Source organism: Pseudomonas sp. DTU_2021_1001937_2_SI_NGA_ILE_001 (assembly GCF_032463525.1).
Lineage (GTDB): Bacteria > Pseudomonadota > Gammaproteobacteria > Pseudomonadales > Pseudomonadaceae > Aquipseudomonas.
Window position 1 is genome coordinate 4267983 of sequence record NZ_CP135971.1, and the last position, 21463, is coordinate 4289445.

Sequence of the window (21463 nt, forward strand, 5' to 3'; positions counted from 1 at the left end):
AAAGTAACCGGAATATATGTCCGTCGTTAGGTTGTCGGACATGTGTCATCGATCAGGGTTCATGCTGACGGCCCTCAGATGCTCTATTTCGGCCTTGGTCGCTTCGATCTGTGATGCAGGGCAAAAAAAAGCCCCGCCATGGCGGGGTTGAGGTTCGAGCGTGGCAGCTCGCAATACGCAGGCCGGCCCCGCCGTATGGGCGGGGCCGGTCGCTGTTACAGCAGGATGGTGCGGATGTCGGCCAGCAGTTCGCTCAGACGCTTGGTGAAGCGTGCAGCGGCGGCGCCGTTGATGACGCGGTGGTCATAGGACAGCGACAGCGGCAGCATCAGGCGTGGCTGGAAGGCCTTGCCATCCCAGACGGGCTGCATGGTGGCCTTGGAGACACCGAGGATCGCCACTTCCGGCGCGTTGACGATCGGCGTGAAGCCGGTGCCGCCAATGTGGCCGAGGCTGGAGATGGTGAAGCAGGCACCCTGCATGTCGTTGGCAGTGAGCTTCTTGTTGCGCGCCTTCTCGGCCAGCTCGGCTGCTTCGGCCGCCAGTTGCAGCAGGTTCTTCTGGTCGACGTTGCGGATCACCGGTACCAGCAGGCCGTCCGGCGTGTCCACGGCGAAGCCGATGTGCACGTATTTCTTGCGAATCACGGCCTTGCCGCTCGGCGCCAGCGAAGCGTTGAAGTCCGGCAGCTCCTTGAGCAGGTGGGCGATGGACTTGAGCAGCAGCGGCAGCACGGTCAACTTCACGCCGGCTTTCTCGGCCACGGCTTTCTGCGCCACGCGGAAGGCTTCCAGGTCGGTGATGTCGGCCTGGTCGAACTGCGTCACGTGCGGGATGTTCAGCCAGCTGCGATGCAGGCCGGTAGCGCCCAGTTGCATCAGGCGGGTCATCGGCACTTCTTCGATTTCACCGAAGCGGCTGAAGTCCACTTCCGGAATCGGCTGGATGCCAGCACCACCGGTCGCACCGGCCGGTGCTTCCTTGGCCTTCTGCATCATGGCCTTGACGTAGACCTGCACGTCTTCTTTCAGGATGCGACCGTGCGGACCGGTGGCGGCCACGGCGCTCAGCTCGACGCCGAATTCGCGGGCCAGTTGGCGAACCGCCGGGCCGGCGTGAACCTTGGCACCGTCCTTGGCTGGCGCGGCAGCCGGAGCTGGAGCCGGTGCTGCTTCGGCTTTCGGCGCGGCAGGGGCAGCGGCCGGAGCAGGCGCGGTTTCGGCCTTGGCCGGTGCCGCGGCGGGCGCTGGAGCGGCAGCCGGGGCGGCGCCCGCCACCTTCAGCTTGAGGATCAGGTCGCCGGTGCCGACTTCCTGTTCCAGCTTGACTTCGACGCTCTCGACCACGCCGGCGGCAGGCGATGGAATCTCCATGCTCGCCTTGTCGGACTCGAGGGTGATCAGCGACTGGTCGGCTTCGATGCTGTCGCCCGGCTTGACCAGGACTTCGATGATCTTGGCCTTGCCCGACGAGCCGATGTCCGGCACGTGGATGTCCTGCACGCTGGCAGCGGCAGGTGCGGCGGCCGGGGCCGCAGCAGGCGCTTCGGCAGCCGGGGCTGGCGCGGCGGCTGGGGCAGCGGCGGCGGGTTCTGCAGCGGGGGCGGCAGCGGCCTCGCCTTCGACTTCCAGCTCGAACAGTTCGTCGCCTTCTTTCAGGCGGTCGCCCAGCTTGACCTTCATGGCCTTGATGACGCCGGCCTTGGGAGCCGGGATCTCCATGCTCGCCTTGTCCGACTCCAGGGTCAGGATGCTCTGGTCGGCCTCGATGCGGTCGCCGACCTTGACCATCAACTCAATGACTTCACCTTCACCGTTGCCGATGTCGGGTACGCGAATTAGCTCACTCACTATGTCTCTCCTTCGGAGAACCTGTTGCGTTCAGTCTGTTTGGGCGCAGGCGGTTGAAGAAACAGCCTCGGGTGCTCATTTGCCAGGGGCAAATTCCGCACCGTCGGCTGTTTCAGGCACTGCGCCCGTGCGACGGACGAATCCGTGACAGACGCTTAGCAGTCCAGCGGGTTGCGTTTTTCCGGGTCGATGCCGAACTTGGCAATCGCCTCGGCCACTACCTTAGGCTCGATGTCGCCACGGTCGGCCAGCGCTTCCAGAGCGGCCAGCACGACGAAGTGACGGTCGACTTCGAAGAAGTGACGCAGTTTGCGACGGCTGTCGCTGCGGCCGAAACCGTCGGTGCCCAGGACCTTGAATTCCTTGGACGGTACCCACTGACGGATCTGCTCGGCGAACAGCTTCATGTAGTCGGTCGAAGCGATGACCGGACCCTTGCGGCCCGACAGGCACTGCTCGACGTAGGTCTGCTGAGGCTTCTGGCCTGGGTGCAGGCGGTTGAAGCGCTCGGCGGCCAGGCCGTCGCGGCGCAGTTCGTTGAAGCTGGTCACGCTCCATACGTCGGCACCGATGTTGTACTCGTCGCGCAGGATCTTCGCCGCTTCGCGGACTTCACGCAGGATGGTGCCCGAGCCCAGCAGCTGGACGTGGTGGGCGGCTTCCTTGGTGTCTTCCTCGAGCAGGTACATGCCCTTGATGATGCCGTCTTCGACGCCGGCCGGCATGGCAGGCTGGGTGTAGGCTTCGTTCATCACGGTGATGTAGTAGAAGATGTCCTGTTGCTCTTCGGTCATCTTCTTCATGCCGTCCTGGATGATCACCGCCAGCTCGTAGCCGTAGGTCGGATCGTAGGTGCGGCAGTTCGGCACGGTGGCCGCCAGGATGTGGCTGTGGCCGTCTTCGTGCTGCAGGCCTTCGCCGTTCAGGGTGGTCCGGCCGGCGGTACCGCCGATCAGGAAGCCACGGGTACGGCTGTCGCCAGCGGCCCAGGCCAGGTCACCGATACGCTGGAAGCCGAACATCGAGTAGAAGATGTAGAACGGCAGCATCGGCTGGTTGTGGTTGCTGTACGACGTACCGGCAGCGATGAACGACGACATGGCGCCGGCTTCGTTGATGCCTTCCTCGAGGATCTGACCTTTCTTGTCCTCGCGGTAGAACATCACCTGGTCCTTGTCGACAGGCTCGTACAGCTGGCCGACGGAGGAGTAGATACCCAGCTGGCGGAACATGCCTTCCATACCGAAGGTACGGGCTTCGTCCGGGATGATCGGTACGATGCGGTGGCCGATTTCCTTGTCCTTGACCAGTTGCGCCAGGATGCGCACGAAGGCCATGGTGGTGGAAATCTCGCGGTCGCCCGAGCCGTCCAGGATCGCCTTCAGGGTGTCCAGTGGCGGAGTCGGGATGCTGAAGCTCTTGGCCCGACGCTGTGGCACGAAGCCGCCCAGCGCAGCGCGGCGCTCGGCCAGGTACTTGGCCTCGGCGCTGCCTTCTTCCGGACGGTAGAACGGCAGGTGCTCCAGCTCGGAGTCCTTGATCGGCACGTCGAAGCGGTCACGGAAGTGACGCAGGCTGTCGACATCGACCTTCTTGGTGTTGTGCGCGGTGTTCTTGGCTTCGCCGGCACCGGTACCGTAACCCTTGATGGTCTTGGCCAGGATGACGGTCGGCTGCTCTTTGTGGTTGACCGCCTGGTGGTAGGCCGCATAGACCTTGTACGGGTCGTGGCCGCCACGGTTGAGCTTCCAGATCTCTTCGTCGGACAGGTCTTCGACCATGGCCTTGAGTTCCGGGGTGTTGAAGAAGTGCTCACGGACGAATGCGCCGTCCTTGGCCTTGTAGTTCTGGTACTCGCCGTCGATGACTTCGTCCATGCGGCGCTGCAGGGCGCCGTCGGTGTCCTTGGCGAACAGTGGGTCCCAGAAGCGACCCCAGACGACCTTGTTGACGTTCCACTGGGCACCACGGAACACGCCTTCGAGTTCCTGGATGATCTTGCCGTTGCCGCGCACAGGGCCGTCGAGGCGCTGCAGGTTGCAGTTGATGACGAAGATCAGGTTGTCCAGCTTCTCGCGGCCGGCCAGGGCGATGGCGCCCAGGGATTCCGGCTCGTCGCACTCGCCGTCGCCCATGAAGCACCAGACTTTCTGCTTGCCGGCCGGGATGTAGCCGCGGCTTTCCAGGTACTTCATGAAGCGTGCCTGGTAGATCGCCTGGATAGGACCCAGACCCATGGATACGGTCGGGAACTGCCAGAAATCAGGCATCAGCCAAGGGTGCGGGTAGGACGACAGGCCCTTGCCGTCGACTTCCTGGCGGAAGTTGTTCATGTGTTCTTCGGTGATGCGGCCTTCCAGGAACGCGCGGGCATAGACGCCCGGCGAGGCGTGGCCCTGGAAGTAGATCAGGTCGCCGCCGTGCTCGTCGGTCGGGGCCTGGAAGAAGTAGTTGAAGCCGATGTCGTACAGCGTCGCACTGGAAGCGAAGCTGGAGATGTGGCCACCCAGATCCGGGTCGTTCAGGTTGGTCTTGACCACCATCGCCAGGGCGTTCCAGCGTACCAGCGAGCGAATGCGGCGTTCCATGAACAGGTCGCCAGGCATGCGTGCTTCGTGGGTTACGGGGATGGTGTTGCGGTACGGCGTGGTGATGGCGTACGGCAGCTGCGAACCACTGCGGGTGGCCAGTTCGCCCATACGGGTCATCAGGTAATGGGCACGGTCTTCGCCTTCTTTGTCGATAACCGATTCCAGGGCGTCCAGCCACTCCTGGGTTTCGACGGGATCAAGGTCTTGCATGGCTTGCTCCAGAGCGGAAAGGCTTCCAGAATCGGACGCCTGAGTTTGCGACTGGCCTTGTGGGCAGCCGACATAAATTCTTGGATGGCCGGCGGTTGTGCCGGCGGCGTGTAGTTTTACTACAAGTCGCCAACCTTTTCAGCCTCTTGAGTGATTAACCCAGTAGTAAAACTACAGAGAAACCGCCCAAATACCCGCGTCATGTTGTGAGACAGAAGGTTACCATCGGATTAAGGCGGAATATTTTGCTGCAAAATTGGTGGTTTGTATCGCCATAAAGGGTTTTTTAGCAATTTATCGTCTTTGTTCGACAGCCTTGGCTGTCAGTATCCTCTTACATTAATGGCACATAGCCCGTAGCACGCCGATCAAGGATAGACCATGAGCCTACCTTCGCTGGCCGAAATTTCGGCCATTCTGCTGCCTTGCGCAAGTACTGCCGAACACGCCTTGCGCGCTTCGCTGGCCCACCTTGGCGCTGCTGCGCTGCAGGCATTCGAGGCCTGGCCGGCGCCGCGTCATGCCGATCTGGCGCGGGTCTGCGCGGCCAGCGACTTCGTCGTCGAGCAGATCACCCGTGACCCCCAGATGCTTCTGGACATGGCCGAGGCCGGCGACCTCGAGCGCCGCTTCGCGCCTGGCGAGCTGCGTGCGCAACTGGCCGCGGCGCTGGCAACGGTCAGCAGCGAAGACGAGCTGGGCCGGGTTCTGCGCCGCCAGCGCAATCGCCAGCAGGTGCGCATCATCTGGCGCGACCTGACCCGCCAGGCCGACCTGGTGCAGACCTGCCGCGACCTGTCGGAGCTGGCCGACGCCAGTATCGACCTGGCCTATCACTGGCTCTACGAGCGTCATTGCCAGCAGTTCGGCGTGCCCACCGGTCGGCGCAGCGGCCAGGCGCAGCACATGGTCATCCTTGGCATGGGCAAGCTGGGCGCGGTCGAGCTGAACCTTTCGTCGGATATCGACCTGATCTTCGCCTATCCCGAAGGCGGCGAGACCGTGGGCGCCAAGCGCCCGCTGGACAACCAGGAGTTTTTCATCCGCCTGGGCCAGCGGCTTATAAAGGCACTCGACCCGGTGACCGTCGACGGCTTCGTGTTCCGGGTCGACATGCGCCTGCGACCCTATGGCTCTTCCGGTGCGCTGGTGCTCAGCTTCAATGCCATGGAGCAGTACTACCAGGACCAGGGGCGCGACTGGGAGCGCTACGCGATGATCAAGGCTCGCGTGGTGGGCGGTGACCAGACGGCCGGCGAGCAGTTGCTGGAGATGCTGCGGCCCTTCGTGTACCGCCGCTACCTGGATTTCTCGGCCATCGAAGCGCTGCGCACCATGAAACAGCTGATCCAGCAGGAAGTGCGCCGCAAGGGCATGGCCGACAACATCAAGCTGGGCGCCGGCGGCATCCGCGAGGTGGAATTCATCGCCCAGGCTTTCCAGTTGATTCACGGTGGACGCGACCTGAGCCTGCAGCAGCGGCCACTGCTCAAGGTGCTCGCCACCCTCGAAGGCCAGGGTTACCTGCCGGCGGCGGTGGTCGGCGAATTGCGCGAAGGCTACGAGTTCCTGCGTTACACCGAGCATGCCATCCAGGCCATCGCCGACCGCCAGACCCAGATGCTGCCGGACGACCCGCTGGATCAGGCGCGCATCGCCTTCATGCTCGGCTTTGCCGACTGGGCGAGTTTTCATGAGCGGCTGATGCACTGGCGCGAACGGGTGTCCTGGCACTTCCGCCAGGTGATCGCCGACCCGGACGGCGAAGATGAGCAGGACACTGGCGAAACCATGGTCGGCGGCGAGTGGCTGCCGTTGTGGGATGAAGGCCAGGACGAAGAAGCCTCGTGCCGGCAGTTGCAGGAAGGCGGTTTCAAGGAGCCGGCGCGGGCCCTCAAGGCACTGGCCACGCTGCGTTCCGGGCCGCAGATGCGCACCATCCAGCGCATTGGACGTGAGCGCCTGGATGCATTCATTCCGCGCCTGCTGGCCCAGGCCGTGGAGCATGACGACCCCGACCTGGTGCTGGAGCGTGTCCTGCCGCTGGTCGAGGCGGTGGCCCGCCGGTCGGCTTACCTGGTGTTGCTCACCGAAAACCCCGACGCATTGCGTCGCCTGCTGACCCTGTGCGCCGCCAGCCCGTGGATCGCCGAGCAGATCGCACGCTTCCCGCTGCTGCTCGATGAACTGCTCAACGAGGGCCGGCTGTTCAGCCCGCCGCTGGCGCCGGAACTGGCCGCCGAGCTGCACGAGCGTCTGGTGCGCATCCCCGAGGACGACCTGGAACAGCAGATGGAAGCTCTGCGCCACTTCAAGCTGGCCCACGGCTTGCGGGTGGCGGCGTCGGAGATCACTGGCAGCCTGCCACTGATGAAGGTCAGCGACTACCTGACCTGGCTGGCCGAGGCGATCCTTGAGCAGGTGCTGGCCCTGGCCTGGCGCTACAGCGTGGCGCGGCATGGTACGCCACGCCGGCCGGACGGCAGCCCGTGCGACCCGGCATTCATCATCGTTGGCTATGGCAAGGTGGGGGGCATCGAGCTGGGGCATGGCTCGGACCTCGACCTGGTGTTCATCCACGACGGTGACCCGCAGGCCGAGACCGACGGCGCCAAACCCATCGACGGCGCGCAGTTCTTCACCCGCCTGGGGCAGCGGATCATCCACTTGCTGACCGCGCAGACCAACTCTGGCCAGCTCTATGAAGTGGACATGCGCCTGCGACCGTCGGGCGCTTCGGGGCTGCTGGTCAGCTCGGTGGGTGCCTTCGCCCGCTATCAGGAGAGCGAGGCCTGGACCTGGGAGCATCAGGCCCTGGTGCGTGCCCGGGTACTGACCGGCAGTGCCGACGTGCAAGCGGCCTTCGAGCAGGTACGCGCCCAGGTGCTGGGCCGTCAGCGCGACCTGGCGCAGTTGCGGATCGAGGTCAGCGAGATGCGTGCCAAGATGCGCGACAACCTGGGCAGCAAGGCCAGTGCCGCCGGCACTGCTGCCAACGCCTTCGATGCGGCGTTGCCCTTCGATCTCAAGCAGGATGCCGGTGGTATCGTCGATATCGAATTTATGGTGCAATACGCGGCCCTGGCGTGGTCGCGGGATTACCCGCAGCTGCTGCGCTACACCGATAACATCCGCATTCTGGAAGGCCTCGAAGAGGCCGGGCTGTTGCCTGGCGCCGATGCCGCCCTGCTGCGTGAAGCCTACAAGGCCTACCGCTCGGCAGCGCACCGCCAGGCCCTGCAGAAGCAGGCCGGCGTGGTGGCCGGCGATCAGTTCCAGGAGCAGCGGCGCGAGGTCATGCGCATCTGGGCCGCCCTGGGACTCAGCTAGGCTTTGTACGAAAAGTCGGCGAGCGAAGGTCAGGCAAGGCAAAAACAGGCGAGGAAGCGGAGTTTACTGGAGTAAATGAGCATTCCGAGCCTGTTTTTAACGCAGCATGACCGAGCGCAGGCACTTTTCGTACAAAACCTAGACCCGGCTTGCGCAGGATGCCGCCGGGCGGTGGCCGAAGGGCCGCAACAGCGGGATTGGACATTTGAAACAGGGAGGCGGCAGGCTGGGTGAACGTGTCACGCAGCCTGGCCAGCCTCCCTGGCCGTTTTTGGATTGAGCATGAACATTCTGATCGTTGGACCTAGCTGGGTCGGTGACATGGTGATGGCGCAAACGCTGTTCCAGTGTCTCAAGCAGCGGCATCCCGAGTGCGCAATCGATGTACTGGCGCCGGAATGGAGCCGCCCGATCCTGGAACGCATGCCCGAGGTGCGCGCCGCGCTGAGCTTCCCGCTCGGCCACGGTGCCCTGGAGCTGGCCACCCGGCGGCGCATCGGCAAGTCGCTGGCCGGCCAGTACGACCAGGCGATCCTGCTGCCCAACTCGTTGAAGTCCGCGCTGGTGCCGTTCTTCGCCGGTATTCCACGGCGCACCGGCTGGCGCGGCGAGTTCCGCTATGGCTTGCTCAACGACGTGCGGTTGCTCGACAAGCAGCGCTACCCGCTGATGATCGAGCGTTTCATGGCCCTGGCCTACGACAAGGGGGCCGAGCTGCCCAAGCCGTACCCGCGCCCGAGCCTGAGCATTGACCCGGCAACCCGCGAGGCGGCCCTGGCACGCTTCGGCCTGAGCCTCGAACAGCCGGTGCTGGCGCTGTGCCCGGGCGCCGAGTTCGGTGAAGCCAAGCGCTGGCCTGCCGAACACTACGCCCAGGTGGCCGACACCTTGATCCGCCAGGGCTGGCAGGTCTGGCTGTTCGGCTCGAAGAAAGACCACCCGGTGGGCGAGAGCATCCGCCAGGAGCTGATCCCCGGCCTGCGTGAAGAAGTCACCAACCTGTGTGGCGAAACCTCGCTGGCCGAGGCCATCGACCTGCTGTCCTGTGCCGCCTCGGTGGTGTCCAACGATTCCGGCCTGATGCACGTCGCCGCCGCGCTGAACCGTCCCCTGGTGGCGGTATACGGTTCGACCTCGCCGGGCTTCACCCCACCGCTGGCCGATGACGTGGAAATCGTGCGCCTGGGGCTGGAATGCTCGCCGTGCTTCGACCGCACCTGCCGTTTCGGCCATTACAACTGCCTGCGCCTGCTGGAGCCTGCGGCGGTGACCGAGGCCCTCGGCCGCCTGGGCGGCACCCCGGTCGAGGTGCGCTGATCTTGCGGGTACTGCTGATCAAGACATCCTCGCTGGGCGACGTCATCCATGCCCTGCCAGCGCTCACCGATGCGGCGCGGGCGGTGCCGGGCATACGTTTCGACTGGGTGGTGGAAGAAGGCTTCGCGGAAATTCCGAGCTGGCACCCGGCGGTCGATGCGGTGATCCCGGTGGCCATACGGCGCTGGCGCAAGAACCTCTGGCAGACCTTCAAGAGCGGCGAGTGGCGTGCCTTCAAGCAGCGCCTGCGCCGCACGCACTATGACCTGGTCATCGATGCCCAGGGGCTGTTCAAGAGCGCCTGGCTGACCCGCTACGTGAATGCGCCGGTGGCCGGCCTGGACCCGCAGTCGGCCCGTGAGCCATTGGCCAGCCGCTTCTACGACGCCAACCGACGCTATCCGGTTGCCCGTGGGCAGCATGCGGTCGAGCGCCTGCGCCAGCTGTTCGCCCAGGCCCTGGGCTATTCGCTGCCGGCCGGCCTTGGCGACTACGGCCTCAAGCGCCTGGAGCCGCTGGACGACAGCCTGCAGGCGCCTTATGTGCTGTTCCTGCATGGCACCACCTGGGCCACCAAGCACTGGCCGGAGGTCTACTGGCGGCAACTGGCCGAGCGCATGGCCGAACGCGGTCTGCAGGTGCGCCTGCCGTGGGGCAACCCGGCGGAAAAGGCCCGCGCCGAGCGAATCGCCGAGGGTCTGGGCAATGCCGCCGTGCTGCCGCGCCTGAACCTGGCCGGCGTGGCGCGGGTGCTGGCCGGTGCCGAAGCCTGCGTAGCGGTAGACACCGGTATTGGCCACCTGGCCGCTGCCCTCGACGTGCCCACCGTGTCATTGTTCGGCCCGACCAACCCCGGGCTGACCGGCGCCTATGGCCAGTCGCAGGTGCACCTGGCCAGCGACTGGCCAGCCTGCGCGCCGTGCCTGCAGAAGAAATGCACTTACAAGCCGAGCCCCGACGAGCAGTCGCGGTTCGATTTCCAACGCGAGTGGCCGCCGTGCTTCACTCGCCTGAATCCCGAGCGGGTAGCGAGCCAGTTGGGCGCGCTGTTGCTGGCAAAGGAACCTGGCTGATGCAACTGGCTTTCGTACTCTACAAATACTTTCCGTTCGGTGGCCTGCAGCGCGACTTCATGCGCATTGCCCTGGAGTGCCAGCAGCGCGGCCACCAGATCCGTGTCTACACCCTGATCTGGGAAGGCGATGTGCCGCCCGGCTTCGAAGTGCTGGTGGCCCCGGTCAAGGCGCTGTTCAACCATCGGCGCAACGAAAAGCTCACCGCCTGGATGCAGGCGGACCTGGCCAAGCGCCCGGTGGATCGGCTGATCGGCTTCAACAAGATGCCCGGCCTGGATGTCTACTACGCCGCTGACGGCTGCTTCGAGGACAAGGCCCAGACCCTGCGCAATCCGCTGTACCGCAAGTGGGGCCGTTACCGGCACTTCGCCGAGTACGAGCGCGCGGTGTTCGCCCCCGAGGCCAGGACCCAGGTGCTGATGATCTCCGAGGTCCAGCAGCCGCTGTTCATCAAGCACTACGGTACGCCGCTGTCGCGCTTTCACCTCTTGCCGCCGGGTATTTCCCAGGACCGTCGCGCGCCGGCCGATGCGCCGCAGATCCGCCAGGCGTTCCGCGAGGAGTTCGGCCTGGGCGCCGACGAGCGCCTGCTGGTGCAGATCGGCTCGGGCTTCAAGACCAAGGGCGTGGACCGCAGCCTCAAGGCCCTGGCGGCCCTGCCGGCAGCACTGAAGAAGCGTACGCGGCTGTTCGTCATCGGCCAGGACGACCCCAAGGTGTTCCAGCTGCAGAGCAAGGCGCTGGGGCTGACCGAACAGGTCACCTTCATGAAGGGCCGCAGCGACATCCCGCGTTTCCTGCTCGGCGCCGACCTGCTGATCCACCCGGCCTACAACGAGAACACCGGCACGGTCCTGCTCGAAGCCCTGGTCGCCGGCTTGCCGGTGCTGGTCAGCGCGGTGTGCGGCTACGCCCACTACATTGCCGAGGCCGACTGTGGCCTGGTACTCGATGAGCCGTTCGAGCAGGCGCAGTTCAACCGCTACCTGGCGCAGATGCTCGAAGACGACGCGGCACGGGCGCAGTGGGGGCGCAACGGCCTGGTCTTCGCCGACAGCGCCGACCTGTACAGCATGCCGCAGCACGCGGCGGACGTGATCCTGGCGGAGCCTCAAGCATGAAGCTGTTCCTAGCCGAACCTTTCAAGAGCCTGTGGGCCGCACGCGATGCCTTCGCCGAGGTCGAGCAACTGCAGGGCCAGGTGTACCGCGAGCTGGAAGGGCGGCGCACGCTGCGCACCGAAGTCGACGGGCGCGGTTACTTCGTGAAGATCCACCGTGGCATCGGTTGGGGCGAAGTGGCCAAGAACCTGTTCAGCGCCAAGCTACCGGTGCTGGGTGCCGGCCAGGAGTTCAAGGCCATCGAGCGCCTGCATCAGGCCGGTGTGCCGACCATGACCGCCGTGGCCTACGGCGAGCGCGGCAACAACCCGGCGGCGCAGCACTCGTTCATCATCACCGAGGAACTGGCGCCGACGCTGAGCCTGGAAGACCTGAGCCTGAACTGGCGCAACGAGCCGCCCGAGCCACGCCTCAAGCGCGCGCTGATCGCCGAGGTGGCGCGTCTGGTCGGCACCATGCACCGCGCCGGGGTCAACCACCGCGACTGCTACATCTGCCATTTCCTGTTGCATACCGACCGCCCGGTGACGGCGGATGACTTCAGGCTCTCGGTGATCGACCTGCATCGCGCCCAGACCCGCCGCGCCATCACCCCGCGCTGGCGCAACAAGGACCTGGCGGCGCTGTATTTCTCGGCGCTGGACATCGGCCTGACGCGGCGCGACAAGCTGCGCTTCCTGCGCGGCTACTTCCGCCAGCCGCTGCGCCAGGTGCTGCAGCGTGAAGCGGCGCTGCTGCGCTGGCTGGAGAAAAAGGCCGACAAACTCTATGAACGCAAGCAACGTTACGGAGATGCACTCTGATGGCGGGCTGGAACCTGGCGCCGGAGTATGCGGCGCTGGCCGATGACTTCGGTTCCCTGGAGGCGGTATTCGCCCTGCAGGGCGAACGACTGACCCGCGACCCGCTGTCCGAGGTGATCCGCGTCGAACGTGACGGGGTCAGCTACTACGTCAAGCGCTACTTCGGCGCCGGCAAGGGCCTGCGCCGCTACCTTGGCCGACCACGGGTCAAATCCGAATGGCAGAACCTCAAGCGTTTCGCCAAGTGGGGGATTCCCACCGCCGACGTGGTGGCCTGGGGCCTGGAGCGCAACGGCGTCGCCTACGATCGTGGCGCGATGATCACCCGCGAGCTGCCGCGCACCGAAGACCTGTGGGTCATGGCCCAGCGCAAGGACCTACGCCTCGACGACCCGGCCTGGGTCGAGCGCATCAGCCGCCAGCTGGCCGTGTACACGCGTACCCTGCACGATCACCACTTCACCCATAACGACCTGAAGTGGCGCAACCTGCTGGTCGACGACCAGGACCGCCTGTACCTGATCGACTGCCCCAACGGCGCGTTCTGGTGGGGCTTCCTGTTGCGCTATCGCATCACCAAGGACCTGGCCTGCCTGGACAAGGTCGCCAAGTACCAGTTATCCGCCACTCAGCGTCTGCGCTTCTACCTGCAATACCGCCAGCGCTCGCACCTCAATGCCTCGGACAAGAAGCGCATTCGTCATGTGGTCAGTTTTTTCGAGGGGCGCGAATGAGCCTTTTCATTGCCAGCAGCGAGCAGGCCCTGCTCGAGCGCCATGGACTGGCCGATTTCGAGGCGCTCTGGGCGCTGGATCTCGACGCGGTGGATGAACCCAATACCGGGCGCGGTGGCTGGAGCAGCGTCTACCGCCTGGAACTGGAAGGCCAGGGCTTCTACCTCAAGCGGCAGGCCAACTACCTGACCTACACCCTGCACCGGCCCTTCGGTGAACCGTCGTTCTCCCGCGAGTTTCGCAACATCAGCCGCTACCGCACACTGGGCATTCCGGCGTTGCAGGCGGTGTTCTATGGCGAGCGCAAGGTCAACGGCGAGCGTCGGGCGATCCTGATGACCCGGGCGCTGGACGGCTGGACCGATCTGGATGCCCTGCTGCTACGCTGGAGCGAGCTGGCCGAGGCCGCGCGCCTTGCGATTCTCCAGGCCTGTGGGCAACTGGCGCGCACGCTGCATGGGGCAGGGCAGATTCACGGTTGCTTCTACCCCAAGCACATCTTTCTTCAGGCCCAGGGCGAAGGCTATGCCGCGCAACTGATCGACCTGGAGAAGACCCGCCCGGCACTGTTCGGCCAGCGCGACCTGACCAAGGACCTAGAACCGCTGTTTCGCCGTGCGCCGCTCTGGGGCGAGGCTGAGCGGCGCGAGTTCCTGGCCGCTTATCTGCAGGCGCCGCCGCGCAGCGCGGCGGTCGATGCCTGGCTGCAGCGCCTGAGCCGACGCGGCAAACACAAGCAACGCCACTGACAGAGAACCGTTGATGCGTCTTTCCGAACTCCAGAACGCCGGACGCGCACCGGCACTGCCCTTGACCCTGAGCCTGGCCGACGCGGCCGGCCCTGCCGAACTGCAATTGCTCACCTTGCTGCGTGTGCTGCCAGGCCAGCGTTACGTCGGTGCCGGGGTGTGGCGCGGGCGGACGGTGCTGGCCAAGCTGCTGGTGGGCAGCAAGGCGTCGCGACACTTCCAGCGTGAGCTGGAGGGCGTGCGCGCCCTGGCGGCACAAGGCGTCACCACGCCGTTGCTGTTGGCTGACGGCCTGCAAGCGGGCGAGGGCGGCTGGCTGCTGTTCGAGTACCTGGAGAACGCGGCCAGCCTGGGCGATGCCTGGAAAGCGGTCGAGCACCTGCCGGCCCTGGCGGACCAACAGCAGGCGGTGCTCGCCGAGGCGCTGGGCGCCATCGCCGGCCTGCACCAGAAAGGCCTGTGGCAGCAGGACCTGCACCTGGACAACCTGCTGCGCCGCGACGACCAGCTGTACTGGATCGACGGGGCCGGCATCGGCGTGGAGCAGGCCGGTCAGCCGCTGTCGCGGCAAAAGGTGCTGGAAAACCTCGGCGTGTTCTTCGCCCAGTTGCCCAAGCGCTTCGAACCCTTCACCGAAGAGCTGCTGGTCTGGTACCTGCTGGCCAACGCCGAGCACGCGCTGCCACTGGAGGCCTTGCAGAAACAGATCGACAAGGTGCGCCAGTGGCGCCTGAAGGACTTCCTGGCCAAGACCTGCCGGGAATGCAGCCTGTTCAGCGTCGAGGACTCGGCGTCGCGCTTCCAGGCGGTGCGCCGTGACGAAGTGCAGAGCATGCCGGCGGTGCTCGACCGCGCCGATGAACTGCTCGATGCCGGGCACTTGTACAAGACCGGTGGTGCCGCCAGCGTGGCGCGGGTCGAGGTACAGGGCCGTCCGCTGGTCATCAAGCGCTACAACATCAAGAACTTCAGCCACTGGCTCAAGCGCTTCTGGCGCCCGAGCCGCGCCTGGCACTCCTGGCGCGAGGGCAACCGCCTGGCGTTCCTCGACATCGCCACGCCCAAGCCGCTGGCGGTGCGCGAGGAGCGGGTGCTGGGCCTGCGGCGTCGCGCCTACCTGGTCACCGAATACCTGGATGGGCCGGACCTGATCGCCAAGTGGGCCCCTTATGTGGCCAACGCCGAAGTGCCGGAGAACGAGCTGGTGGCCCTCGACGAACTGCTCGCCCAGCTGCGCCGCGAGCGCATCAGCCACGGTGACCTCAAGGGGCATAACCTGTTCTGGCATGACGGGCGTTGGGCATTGATCGATCTGGACGCGCTGTGCCAGCACGGCTCGGCGGCCAGTTTCGCACCCGCCTACGCCCGCGACCGCGCGCGGCTGTTGCGCAACTGGCCGGCCGACAGCGCGCTGTACCGTCTGCTGGAGCAGCGCATTCCCGCTACAGCGGACGAACAGCATCCCGGCTGAAGCCACCCACACAGAGGTCAGCGCAGGCTAGCTGACCTGAGTCATGTTCATCCGCTCCAGGGCTCTGACCAGCGTGGGCAGGTCCTCGAATGGCTGCAGGTGAATGCGCCGCCAGCGTTGACGGTCGACGTATAGCCGCCCCTCGGCATTGCGCAGCACGGGGGTGCGCTCGATCTGATTGCGCCGCGAGCGATGAACGATGACCGAACCGCCGTCTTCGGCGCTCTCGATCGTGAACAGCCCAGGCCGGTACAGCTGGCGCTCCACCGGGCTGCCCTGGAAGTCGAGCAGCAGCTCGTCGCCGAGGTTGACCGGACCATGAGCGGTGGGCAGGCCAAGGGCGAAGTCGTTGCGCACGAAGGCCCGGTGCCCGCCCAGCTCGTCGCCCGCCAGGCGCCCTGGGTCGCCGGCAGGTCCGAAATGTTCCCCTGGCGGCAGGTCATACACCCTCAGGCTGATGCCCTGCTCCAGATCCGCCAGGCCGGGTATGCCGGTTTCGAAGCGGTTGGCGTGGGTTTCTCCGACCAGTGCGATCCAGTGATGCGCGCCTGCCAGTTCCTGATGCCGGCGCAGGGTGCGTGAAGCAAAGAAGTTCATCATCCGCAGCCGGTCGTGGCGGCTGCCGTTCTGCAGGTTTCTCAAGTAGTAGCTGGGCATGCAGTCCAGCGCCCGCACCTCGATACCGTGTTCGCGCGCCTTGACCACCAGTTGCTCGAATGTGTACACGCCCGCCGGGTCGGTGAAGAAACCTCGGTCCATCTGCTTGAGATAGTGCAGCAGGCGCTTACTCATCAGGCCCTTGTCGAAGAACAGGTCCAGGTCGAGCTGATGCATGTCGGTCTGCAGGTGTTCCAGGTACAGGGTCTTGACCTCGCGCCGTGCCAGGTGCGGCAGATTGTCGATGATGAACTGCTTGCTGGCGATGGAGCTGTGGTATTCGCCTATCACCAGGCCTGAGGTCTGTTCATACAGGCGGTCGATCAGCTCGGCGTGTGTGTCGAGTCCCGAAATATCGGGCAGTGTCGGTCGCGGTGGCAGGGGCATCTCGCTCAACGTGCGGGCATCGCGCTGCAGCCGGGCGCGTAGCGTGAAGAACAGCCGACGTGCCGGGCGCAGGCTGTCCTTGTCCAGGCTGTAGAGCAGGTGCAGGCCACGATGTTCGAAGAACGCCAGTTCGTGGGCTGCGTCCAGATGCTCCGTCGGCATCTGGTACAGCGGGTCGGCCAGGGAGCGTTGCAAGGCCGTCGGTTCGCCAGAGGTCGGCCAGTCGGCCGCCGCTGCACGTCGCCAGTGGCCAGCCTCGTCCAGCTCGAAGCCGTGCGGGCCCGGTTGGTCGAGCAGGGCGCGGCTCAGGGCGGGCGTCGGCCGTGCGGTGCTGGCCCGGTACTCCTGGCGACGCAGCAATTGCGCCAGGGCGAGATCCAGTTTTTCCGGCTTCTGGGCCGGCACGCTGGTTTCGCTGGCCGTGGTGGCGCGCCTGACCCTCGGGTTGGGCATCTCCAGGCGGAAGTCGCCCAGGCTGGCGGGCGGCTCGGCGGCGGCCTCCGGCAGGTCGCGCAGGATACGCACGGGCTGCTGAGCGGCGACATCTTCGACGCGAACGCTCACCGCGCCGTGCAGTTCGGCGATGCCCGGGACCCCGCGATGAGTGTTGGCGTGGCGCTGTTCGAGCAGCGCCACCCAGCGGCGTGCCGGAGCCTGCGCGGTGTCGGCGGCAATGATGCGCGAGCCGAAGAACACCGCCATCTTCTGCGCCGCGGTTGGGTCGTCTGCCGGCAGCGGCGCGGTGCTGTCGAGGAAGTCGTAGCTCACCGAAGAGTTCAAGGGACGGACTTCGATGCCGTGGCGGTGCGCGGCCTTGATCACGTGGTAGTAATCATGTTTGTGGTCCAGGCCATTGATCAGGGCGCCCTGGTTCAGGCTGTCGAGGTGCTCCTTGATCTCGGCCGAACCGCCCCGCGAGCGGCTGCCCAGCTTGTGGTACTTGCGCAGCTTGTCCACATGCAGGTCGGTGAACAGGTGTTCGAGGTAGAGAATTTCGACGTTCTGTTCGGCCAGGCGCGGCATGTGGTCGATCAGGAACTGCTTGCTGGCCACCGACTGCAGGCGCTCGCTGACCACCATGCCCTGGCTGCGATCGAACACCGCCTTGATCAGGTCGTCGGGTGTCATCGCTTCTTGCAGTGCCGGCAGGTCGGCCTTGGCCGCCAGGCTGGCCTGCTGGAAAAAGTTCTCGGCGTCCTTGCGCAGGGTTTCGCGCAGCCCGGCATAGACTTCGCGACCCTCCCTGAGCAGGGGCGCGAAGAACTCCGCCGACAGCGGCAGGCCAACATCCACGGGTGGCACCCAGTTGCGAATGGCAATGCCCATGACCTGCGGCTTCCACTGCTCGCCCAGTTCATAGGCCGTCGTCGCGGCAGACGAGGTTGACGCGGTTGTCGGCGTGGTCGGCTCGTTCTCGAGTCGTTCGAAGCGGTGCCCGCCACCGCCGCGTAGGCCCCGGATATCCACGACCTGCCACTGGCCGTCGGCATTCAGGCGCACCGGCTGCTTGCCATAGAAGGCGAAGGGGTTGGCCGGGTCGATGATCTGCCACAGGCGCTGGCCCGCGTCGTACTGCACCTCGTAGACGCGCCCGTCGAGGGGAATGTAGTGATGCCCGTCTATCCGTGTGACGCCGCGGGCGTGGCCGCTGGCGATCGCTTCGAAGCCATCCAGCGAGCGCTGGCTGGCATAGGCCGGGTTGGCCTGGGGCGTCGAGACCCCGGCCAGGCCTGGGTGCGGTTGGGCAACGCCCTTGCGGACACCCAGCAGCAGTTTCTGCGCGTCATGCGCCGCGTTGTCGAGGACCGGGCCGAGCGTCGCTTCGATGCGTGCCACCGTGGCGGCCTGGGCCTGCCTGAGCGAAGTCATCGCCGGATTGTGTCCGCCGCGGTCGGCCAATTCATGCAGCAAGCCACCGAAACCCTTGAGCCCGGCGCTGGCATCGCCGGCAGCGCCCAGGGCATTGAGCCAGGCGCCCAGCAGATGCAGGCTGGCTGCCTCGCGGTCGCCCTCGCTCAGCGCCTGCAGGGCGCGGGCACTGTCGCGCAAGGTCAGCAGGGCGCCGACAGCGAAGCTGGCAGGCGGGAAGGGCAGTGTTACCGCCATGGCCACCAGCTCGATGCTGTTCCAGACCAGGCGCGAAATCATGTCACTGCGCCCGCTGGTGCTGTCTTGCACATCGCGGATCTTGCGCAACAGGACCTGGTCGAAGCAGGCCGCACGCAGGTCTGTCAGCGGTTCGTCAGGCAGCGTCGGCGGCGTGGCCTGCGGTGTTTTCTTCAGGTCGATGAACCAGAACGCCAGGGTCCGGTTCATTGCCAGGCGGCAGCGGTCTTTGTAGTAGTCGCTCATCCCCGGCGCATGCAGGGTATTGTGGAACTGGCTGAGCGGGCGCCAGGCCAGACCATCCGGCGCGCCTGGCGTGTAGAGCAGGGCCTGCTCGGGCTGGCGGCTGTCGGCGGGACAGAAAACGAAGCAGCCCAGGGCGGTCTCGCGGCGCGCCAGTGGAATGGGCAGCACATTGATGAGCTCTCCCAGGGCGGGTACATCCGAAGCAATGAATGGATTCTCGATGACGAAGTGCAGCGGGTAGACGGGGTAGTGCCGACGGCTGTGTTCGTCGATGTCATCCATGCGTGCAATGGAGTCGCTCAGCCAGGTGAATTGCTGGCTGGAAATCTGTCGTTGCAGCAGGCTGAGCAGTGCCGCGTGGTGCATTTGCAGTTGGGTGATCGTCAGACTGAGCCGGCGCCGCTCGTTATAGCCGTCACTGTGCGGGGCGAGCAGGGTGCTTTGCAGGTGGGCGACCCAGGCGTCGCTCGCCCATGCCCCGCGCACGGAGCCGGCGACCTTTTCCGGGGTCAGCGGCGACAGGTCGACGCCTTGCGGGCCGGTGAAGGTCGCCTGGGTGTCGGCCGTGGCCGTCAGGAACCCCAGGGTGTCGTCGTAGCCATCGCGTAACAGGCGGGTGTAGCTCAAGGTTTCGCGGGGTGAGCTGACGATGATCTGGTCCGGGTCGACCGTGCCCTCGGGCAGCCCCAGCAGTGCATTGATCTTGCGGCTGGCCTGCTGGTGCACGAAGTGTTCGTACTCCGGCAGCTGGGTGTGTGGCAAGGCTCGGTATTGGCGCGTCAGCCCCTCGATCGCTTCTTCATGGGCCAGCAATGCCTGGCGCTGCTCCGGGCTGGCACGCAGGTACCAGTCCGGGGTGTGCTGCTGCTGTTCGGCCAGGCGTACGCGCACCTGTGCCGTGCTCATGGCGTAGAGCGCATCGTTGAAGCCCGGATGCTCGATGAAACCGAGAAAGTCCTGCGGGGGCTGGGGCTGTTCGCGCAATGCCAGCAACTGCTCGCGCAGGGCCTGGCGTTGCTGCGGCAGGGTCTGTTCGAGCAGGTAGTCGCAATGCGCTTGTGAAGCACTCCAGGCGACCAGCGCCTGGCGCACCTGGCGCTCGTTGCGGAACACCCGCAGCGGCTGCCCGTCGGGACTCTCGGGCGTCCACAGCAGCAGACGCGGCCCTTGCCCCTGGTTGTCTGGCAGGCTGATCAGCAGCAGGTCGGCCAGAACCTGCGTATTGTTCAAGCGCACCTGATGGAGCGTGAGCCGGGGGCTACCCGGCTGACCCAGCAGCGCTTCACTGAACAGAAAGTCACTGGCCTGGATATGGCCCTGGTACAGCGCAGCGGTGGCCTGCACCAGCAATTTCTGACGCAGCACTTCGTCCATGGCGCTTTTCACCTGGGCATTGCCATACCGCTGGCGCTGCGCTTCACCGAAGCGGGCGCGCAGGTCGAGGCGTGCGACAGTCCCGGCCAGCCACGCGGGCGTCAGCAACGGGTAGGTGCTCTGCAGCGGCTGGTCATCCAGGCTCAGGCGGGTGGCGGTCTGGAAGCTGGAGTCGTTGTTCAGGTCGCCCTCGTAAAGCCCGTACAGCGCGAGGTCAGTGAGGCTGCGCCGCGTCTCGTAGGGCTCGCTGCCCAGTGGGCTCAGGCGTCGAGTGGTCGCGACCACGCGATCGGGGTCCAGGTCGTAACCCAGCTCGCTCTGGATGCAGGCGGTCAGCCGTGTGCGGGCAAAGGACGCGGCTGAGCCGCAGCCCTGCATCAGGTTGTCCAGGGCGATGCGGGCACGGTCGTAGGCCAGCAGTGTGTTCAGGTAACGCTGCTTTTCTTCGGGCGTCGCGTAGCGCAACCAGTGCGGAAGCTGTCGGGCCTGACGGCGCTGCGCCTGTTCCTGCTGACGTCGCCGCAGCATCGCCGCTGGACCCAGCAGCCCGGAGATGTGCAATGCGGCTTGCAGTTCCAGCTGCCAGGCCGGCAGGTCCTGTTCCTGAGTCGGGAATTGAGCGCACACGTGGCCCAGGTCCTGGCGTTGCTTGTCGAGCAATTGATCGATGGCGCATTGGAAAGGATCGCCGGCAACCGGCACCAGCAGCAGGTCTTCGGTGCTGAAGGGACGTGCATCCAGGTCGGGGTCGGCGTCGATCTGTTGCGTCAGCTGCTGGTACTCGCGGCTTGTGCACTGCAGCAGCAGGCCGCGCAGGGCCTGGTCGTTCAGCCAGCCGCTCAACTCCTCGCGCAGTTGCGCTTCACTGACGAAGCCCTCGATACCATGCCCCGGCACGTACAGCAGGCAGGCCCCATCGGCGCGGCGGGCTAGCAGTGCGCCGTGCAGGGGCTGGCCAGCGCTGTCCTCGACGGCCAGGTAGATCAGCTGGGCATCCGGATGTTCGTCCGCGTGCCCGACGGCAGGCAGCAGGCAGTCCAGGTAGCCGGGGTGCAGGCTGCCGTCGGCAATCCTCAGCAGCGCTTCGTCGTGGATGTCATCGCGCAGTGCCTGCGCCTGTGCCTGGCGGCGTACCGTGCCCTGGGCGTCGGGCGTTTTCCAGTAGCGGTGCAGGTGCTTGAGCAGGTCCTTGAGGTCCGGTTGGTCGCCAGCCGTCGGCCGGGGCAGTTCTTCAAACTGACGTAGCTGGCTGGCAGCGCGACCTTCGAGGCGTTCGACCAGGGCGGCCAGCCTGGCGGGAGATGTTTCAGTCAGGGTCATGAGGTGCAGTCTTCCTGTATGGGCACACATGGGGAGGGCGCGAAGCCCATTGATCGTTCAGGCAATCAATCCCGGTGTGCGGCCATGCGGGCGCTACATAGTTACTGCGTGGAGCATTCTG

Annotated in this window: 11 protein-coding genes; 8 read left to right on the forward strand and 3 right to left on the reverse strand. The window is 65.6% G+C overall.

Translation table 11 applies throughout. The features are described from left to right. Window positions 1–215: 215 nt before the first annotated feature. Together aceF and aceE are read right to left on the reverse strand one after the other, a co-directional pair. Complete coding sequence (gene aceF, locus RRX38_RS18525) at window positions 216–1850, reverse strand: dihydrolipoyllysine-residue acetyltransferase (RefSeq protein WP_315960207.1); 1635 nt, start codon at window positions 1848–1850, stop codon at window positions 216–218. A gap of 155 nt (window positions 1851–2005) precedes the next feature. Further along, window positions 2006–4651, reverse strand: coding sequence for a pyruvate dehydrogenase (acetyl-transferring), homodimeric type (gene aceE, locus RRX38_RS18530; protein WP_295477272.1), 2646 nt, complete (start codon window positions 4649–4651; stop codon window positions 2006–2008). A 381-nt stretch (window positions 4652–5032) separates the two neighbouring features. On the opposite strand from aceE, the gene glnE reads away from it, so the two are divergent. The 8 genes from glnE (at window position 5033) to RRX38_RS18570 (ending at window position 15252) form a co-directional block, all read left to right on the forward strand. Beyond that, on the forward strand, window positions 5033–7981 hold the full coding sequence (glnE, locus tag RRX38_RS18535; protein WP_295477270.1) for a bifunctional [glutamate--ammonia ligase]-adenylyl-L-tyrosine phosphorylase/[glutamate--ammonia-ligase] adenylyltransferase: 2949 nt from the start codon (window positions 5033–5035) through the stop codon (window positions 7979–7981). A 282-nt stretch (window positions 7982–8263) separates the two neighbouring features. After that, the gene (waaF, locus tag RRX38_RS18540) at window positions 8264–9298 is read left to right on the forward strand and encodes a lipopolysaccharide heptosyltransferase II (RefSeq protein WP_295477268.1); all 1035 of its coding nucleotides are present in this window, start codon (window positions 8264–8266) and stop codon (window positions 9296–9298) included. 2 nt (window positions 9299–9300) lie between these two features. Next, on the forward strand, window positions 9301–10371 hold the full coding sequence (gene waaC / locus RRX38_RS18545; RefSeq protein ID WP_315960208.1) for a lipopolysaccharide heptosyltransferase I: 1071 nt from the start codon (window positions 9301–9303) through the stop codon (window positions 10369–10371). Beyond that, window positions 10371–11495, forward strand: a complete 1125-nt coding sequence (locus RRX38_RS18550; RefSeq protein WP_315960209.1) for a glycosyltransferase family 4 protein — start codon at window positions 10371–10373, stop codon at window positions 11493–11495. Before waaC ends, RRX38_RS18550 begins: the two co-directional genes overlap by 1 nt. Continuing rightward, on the forward strand, window positions 11492–12298 hold the full coding sequence (gene rfaP, locus RRX38_RS18555) for a lipopolysaccharide core heptose(I) kinase RfaP (RefSeq protein WP_315960210.1): 807 nt from the start codon (window positions 11492–11494) through the stop codon (window positions 12296–12298). Before RRX38_RS18550 ends, rfaP begins: the two co-directional genes overlap by 4 nt. Further along, window positions 12298–13032 (forward strand): lipopolysaccharide kinase InaA family protein, encoded by a 735-nt coding sequence (locus RRX38_RS18560; RefSeq protein ID WP_315960211.1) that lies wholly within the window; start codon window positions 12298–12300, stop codon window positions 13030–13032. The genes rfaP and RRX38_RS18560 overlap by 1 nt, the downstream gene beginning before the upstream one ends. Beyond that, window positions 13029–13781, forward strand: a complete 753-nt coding sequence (locus tag RRX38_RS18565) for a lipopolysaccharide kinase InaA family protein (protein WP_315960212.1) — start codon at window positions 13029–13031, stop codon at window positions 13779–13781. The genes RRX38_RS18560 and RRX38_RS18565 overlap by 4 nt, the downstream gene beginning before the upstream one ends. A gap of 13 nt (window positions 13782–13794) precedes the next feature. Beyond that, window positions 13795–15252: a lipopolysaccharide kinase InaA family protein gene (locus tag RRX38_RS18570; RefSeq protein ID WP_315960213.1), complete on the forward strand. Its 1458-nt coding sequence runs from the start codon at window positions 13795–13797 to the stop codon at window positions 15250–15252. Window positions 15253–15279: 27 nt separating this feature from the next. On the opposite strand, the gene RRX38_RS18575 is transcribed toward RRX38_RS18570, so the two are convergent. After that, window positions 15280–21342 (reverse strand): membrane-targeted effector domain-containing toxin, encoded by a 6063-nt coding sequence (locus RRX38_RS18575; RefSeq protein ID WP_315960214.1) that lies wholly within the window; start codon window positions 21340–21342, stop codon window positions 15280–15282. Window positions 21343–21463 lie beyond the last annotated feature (121 nt).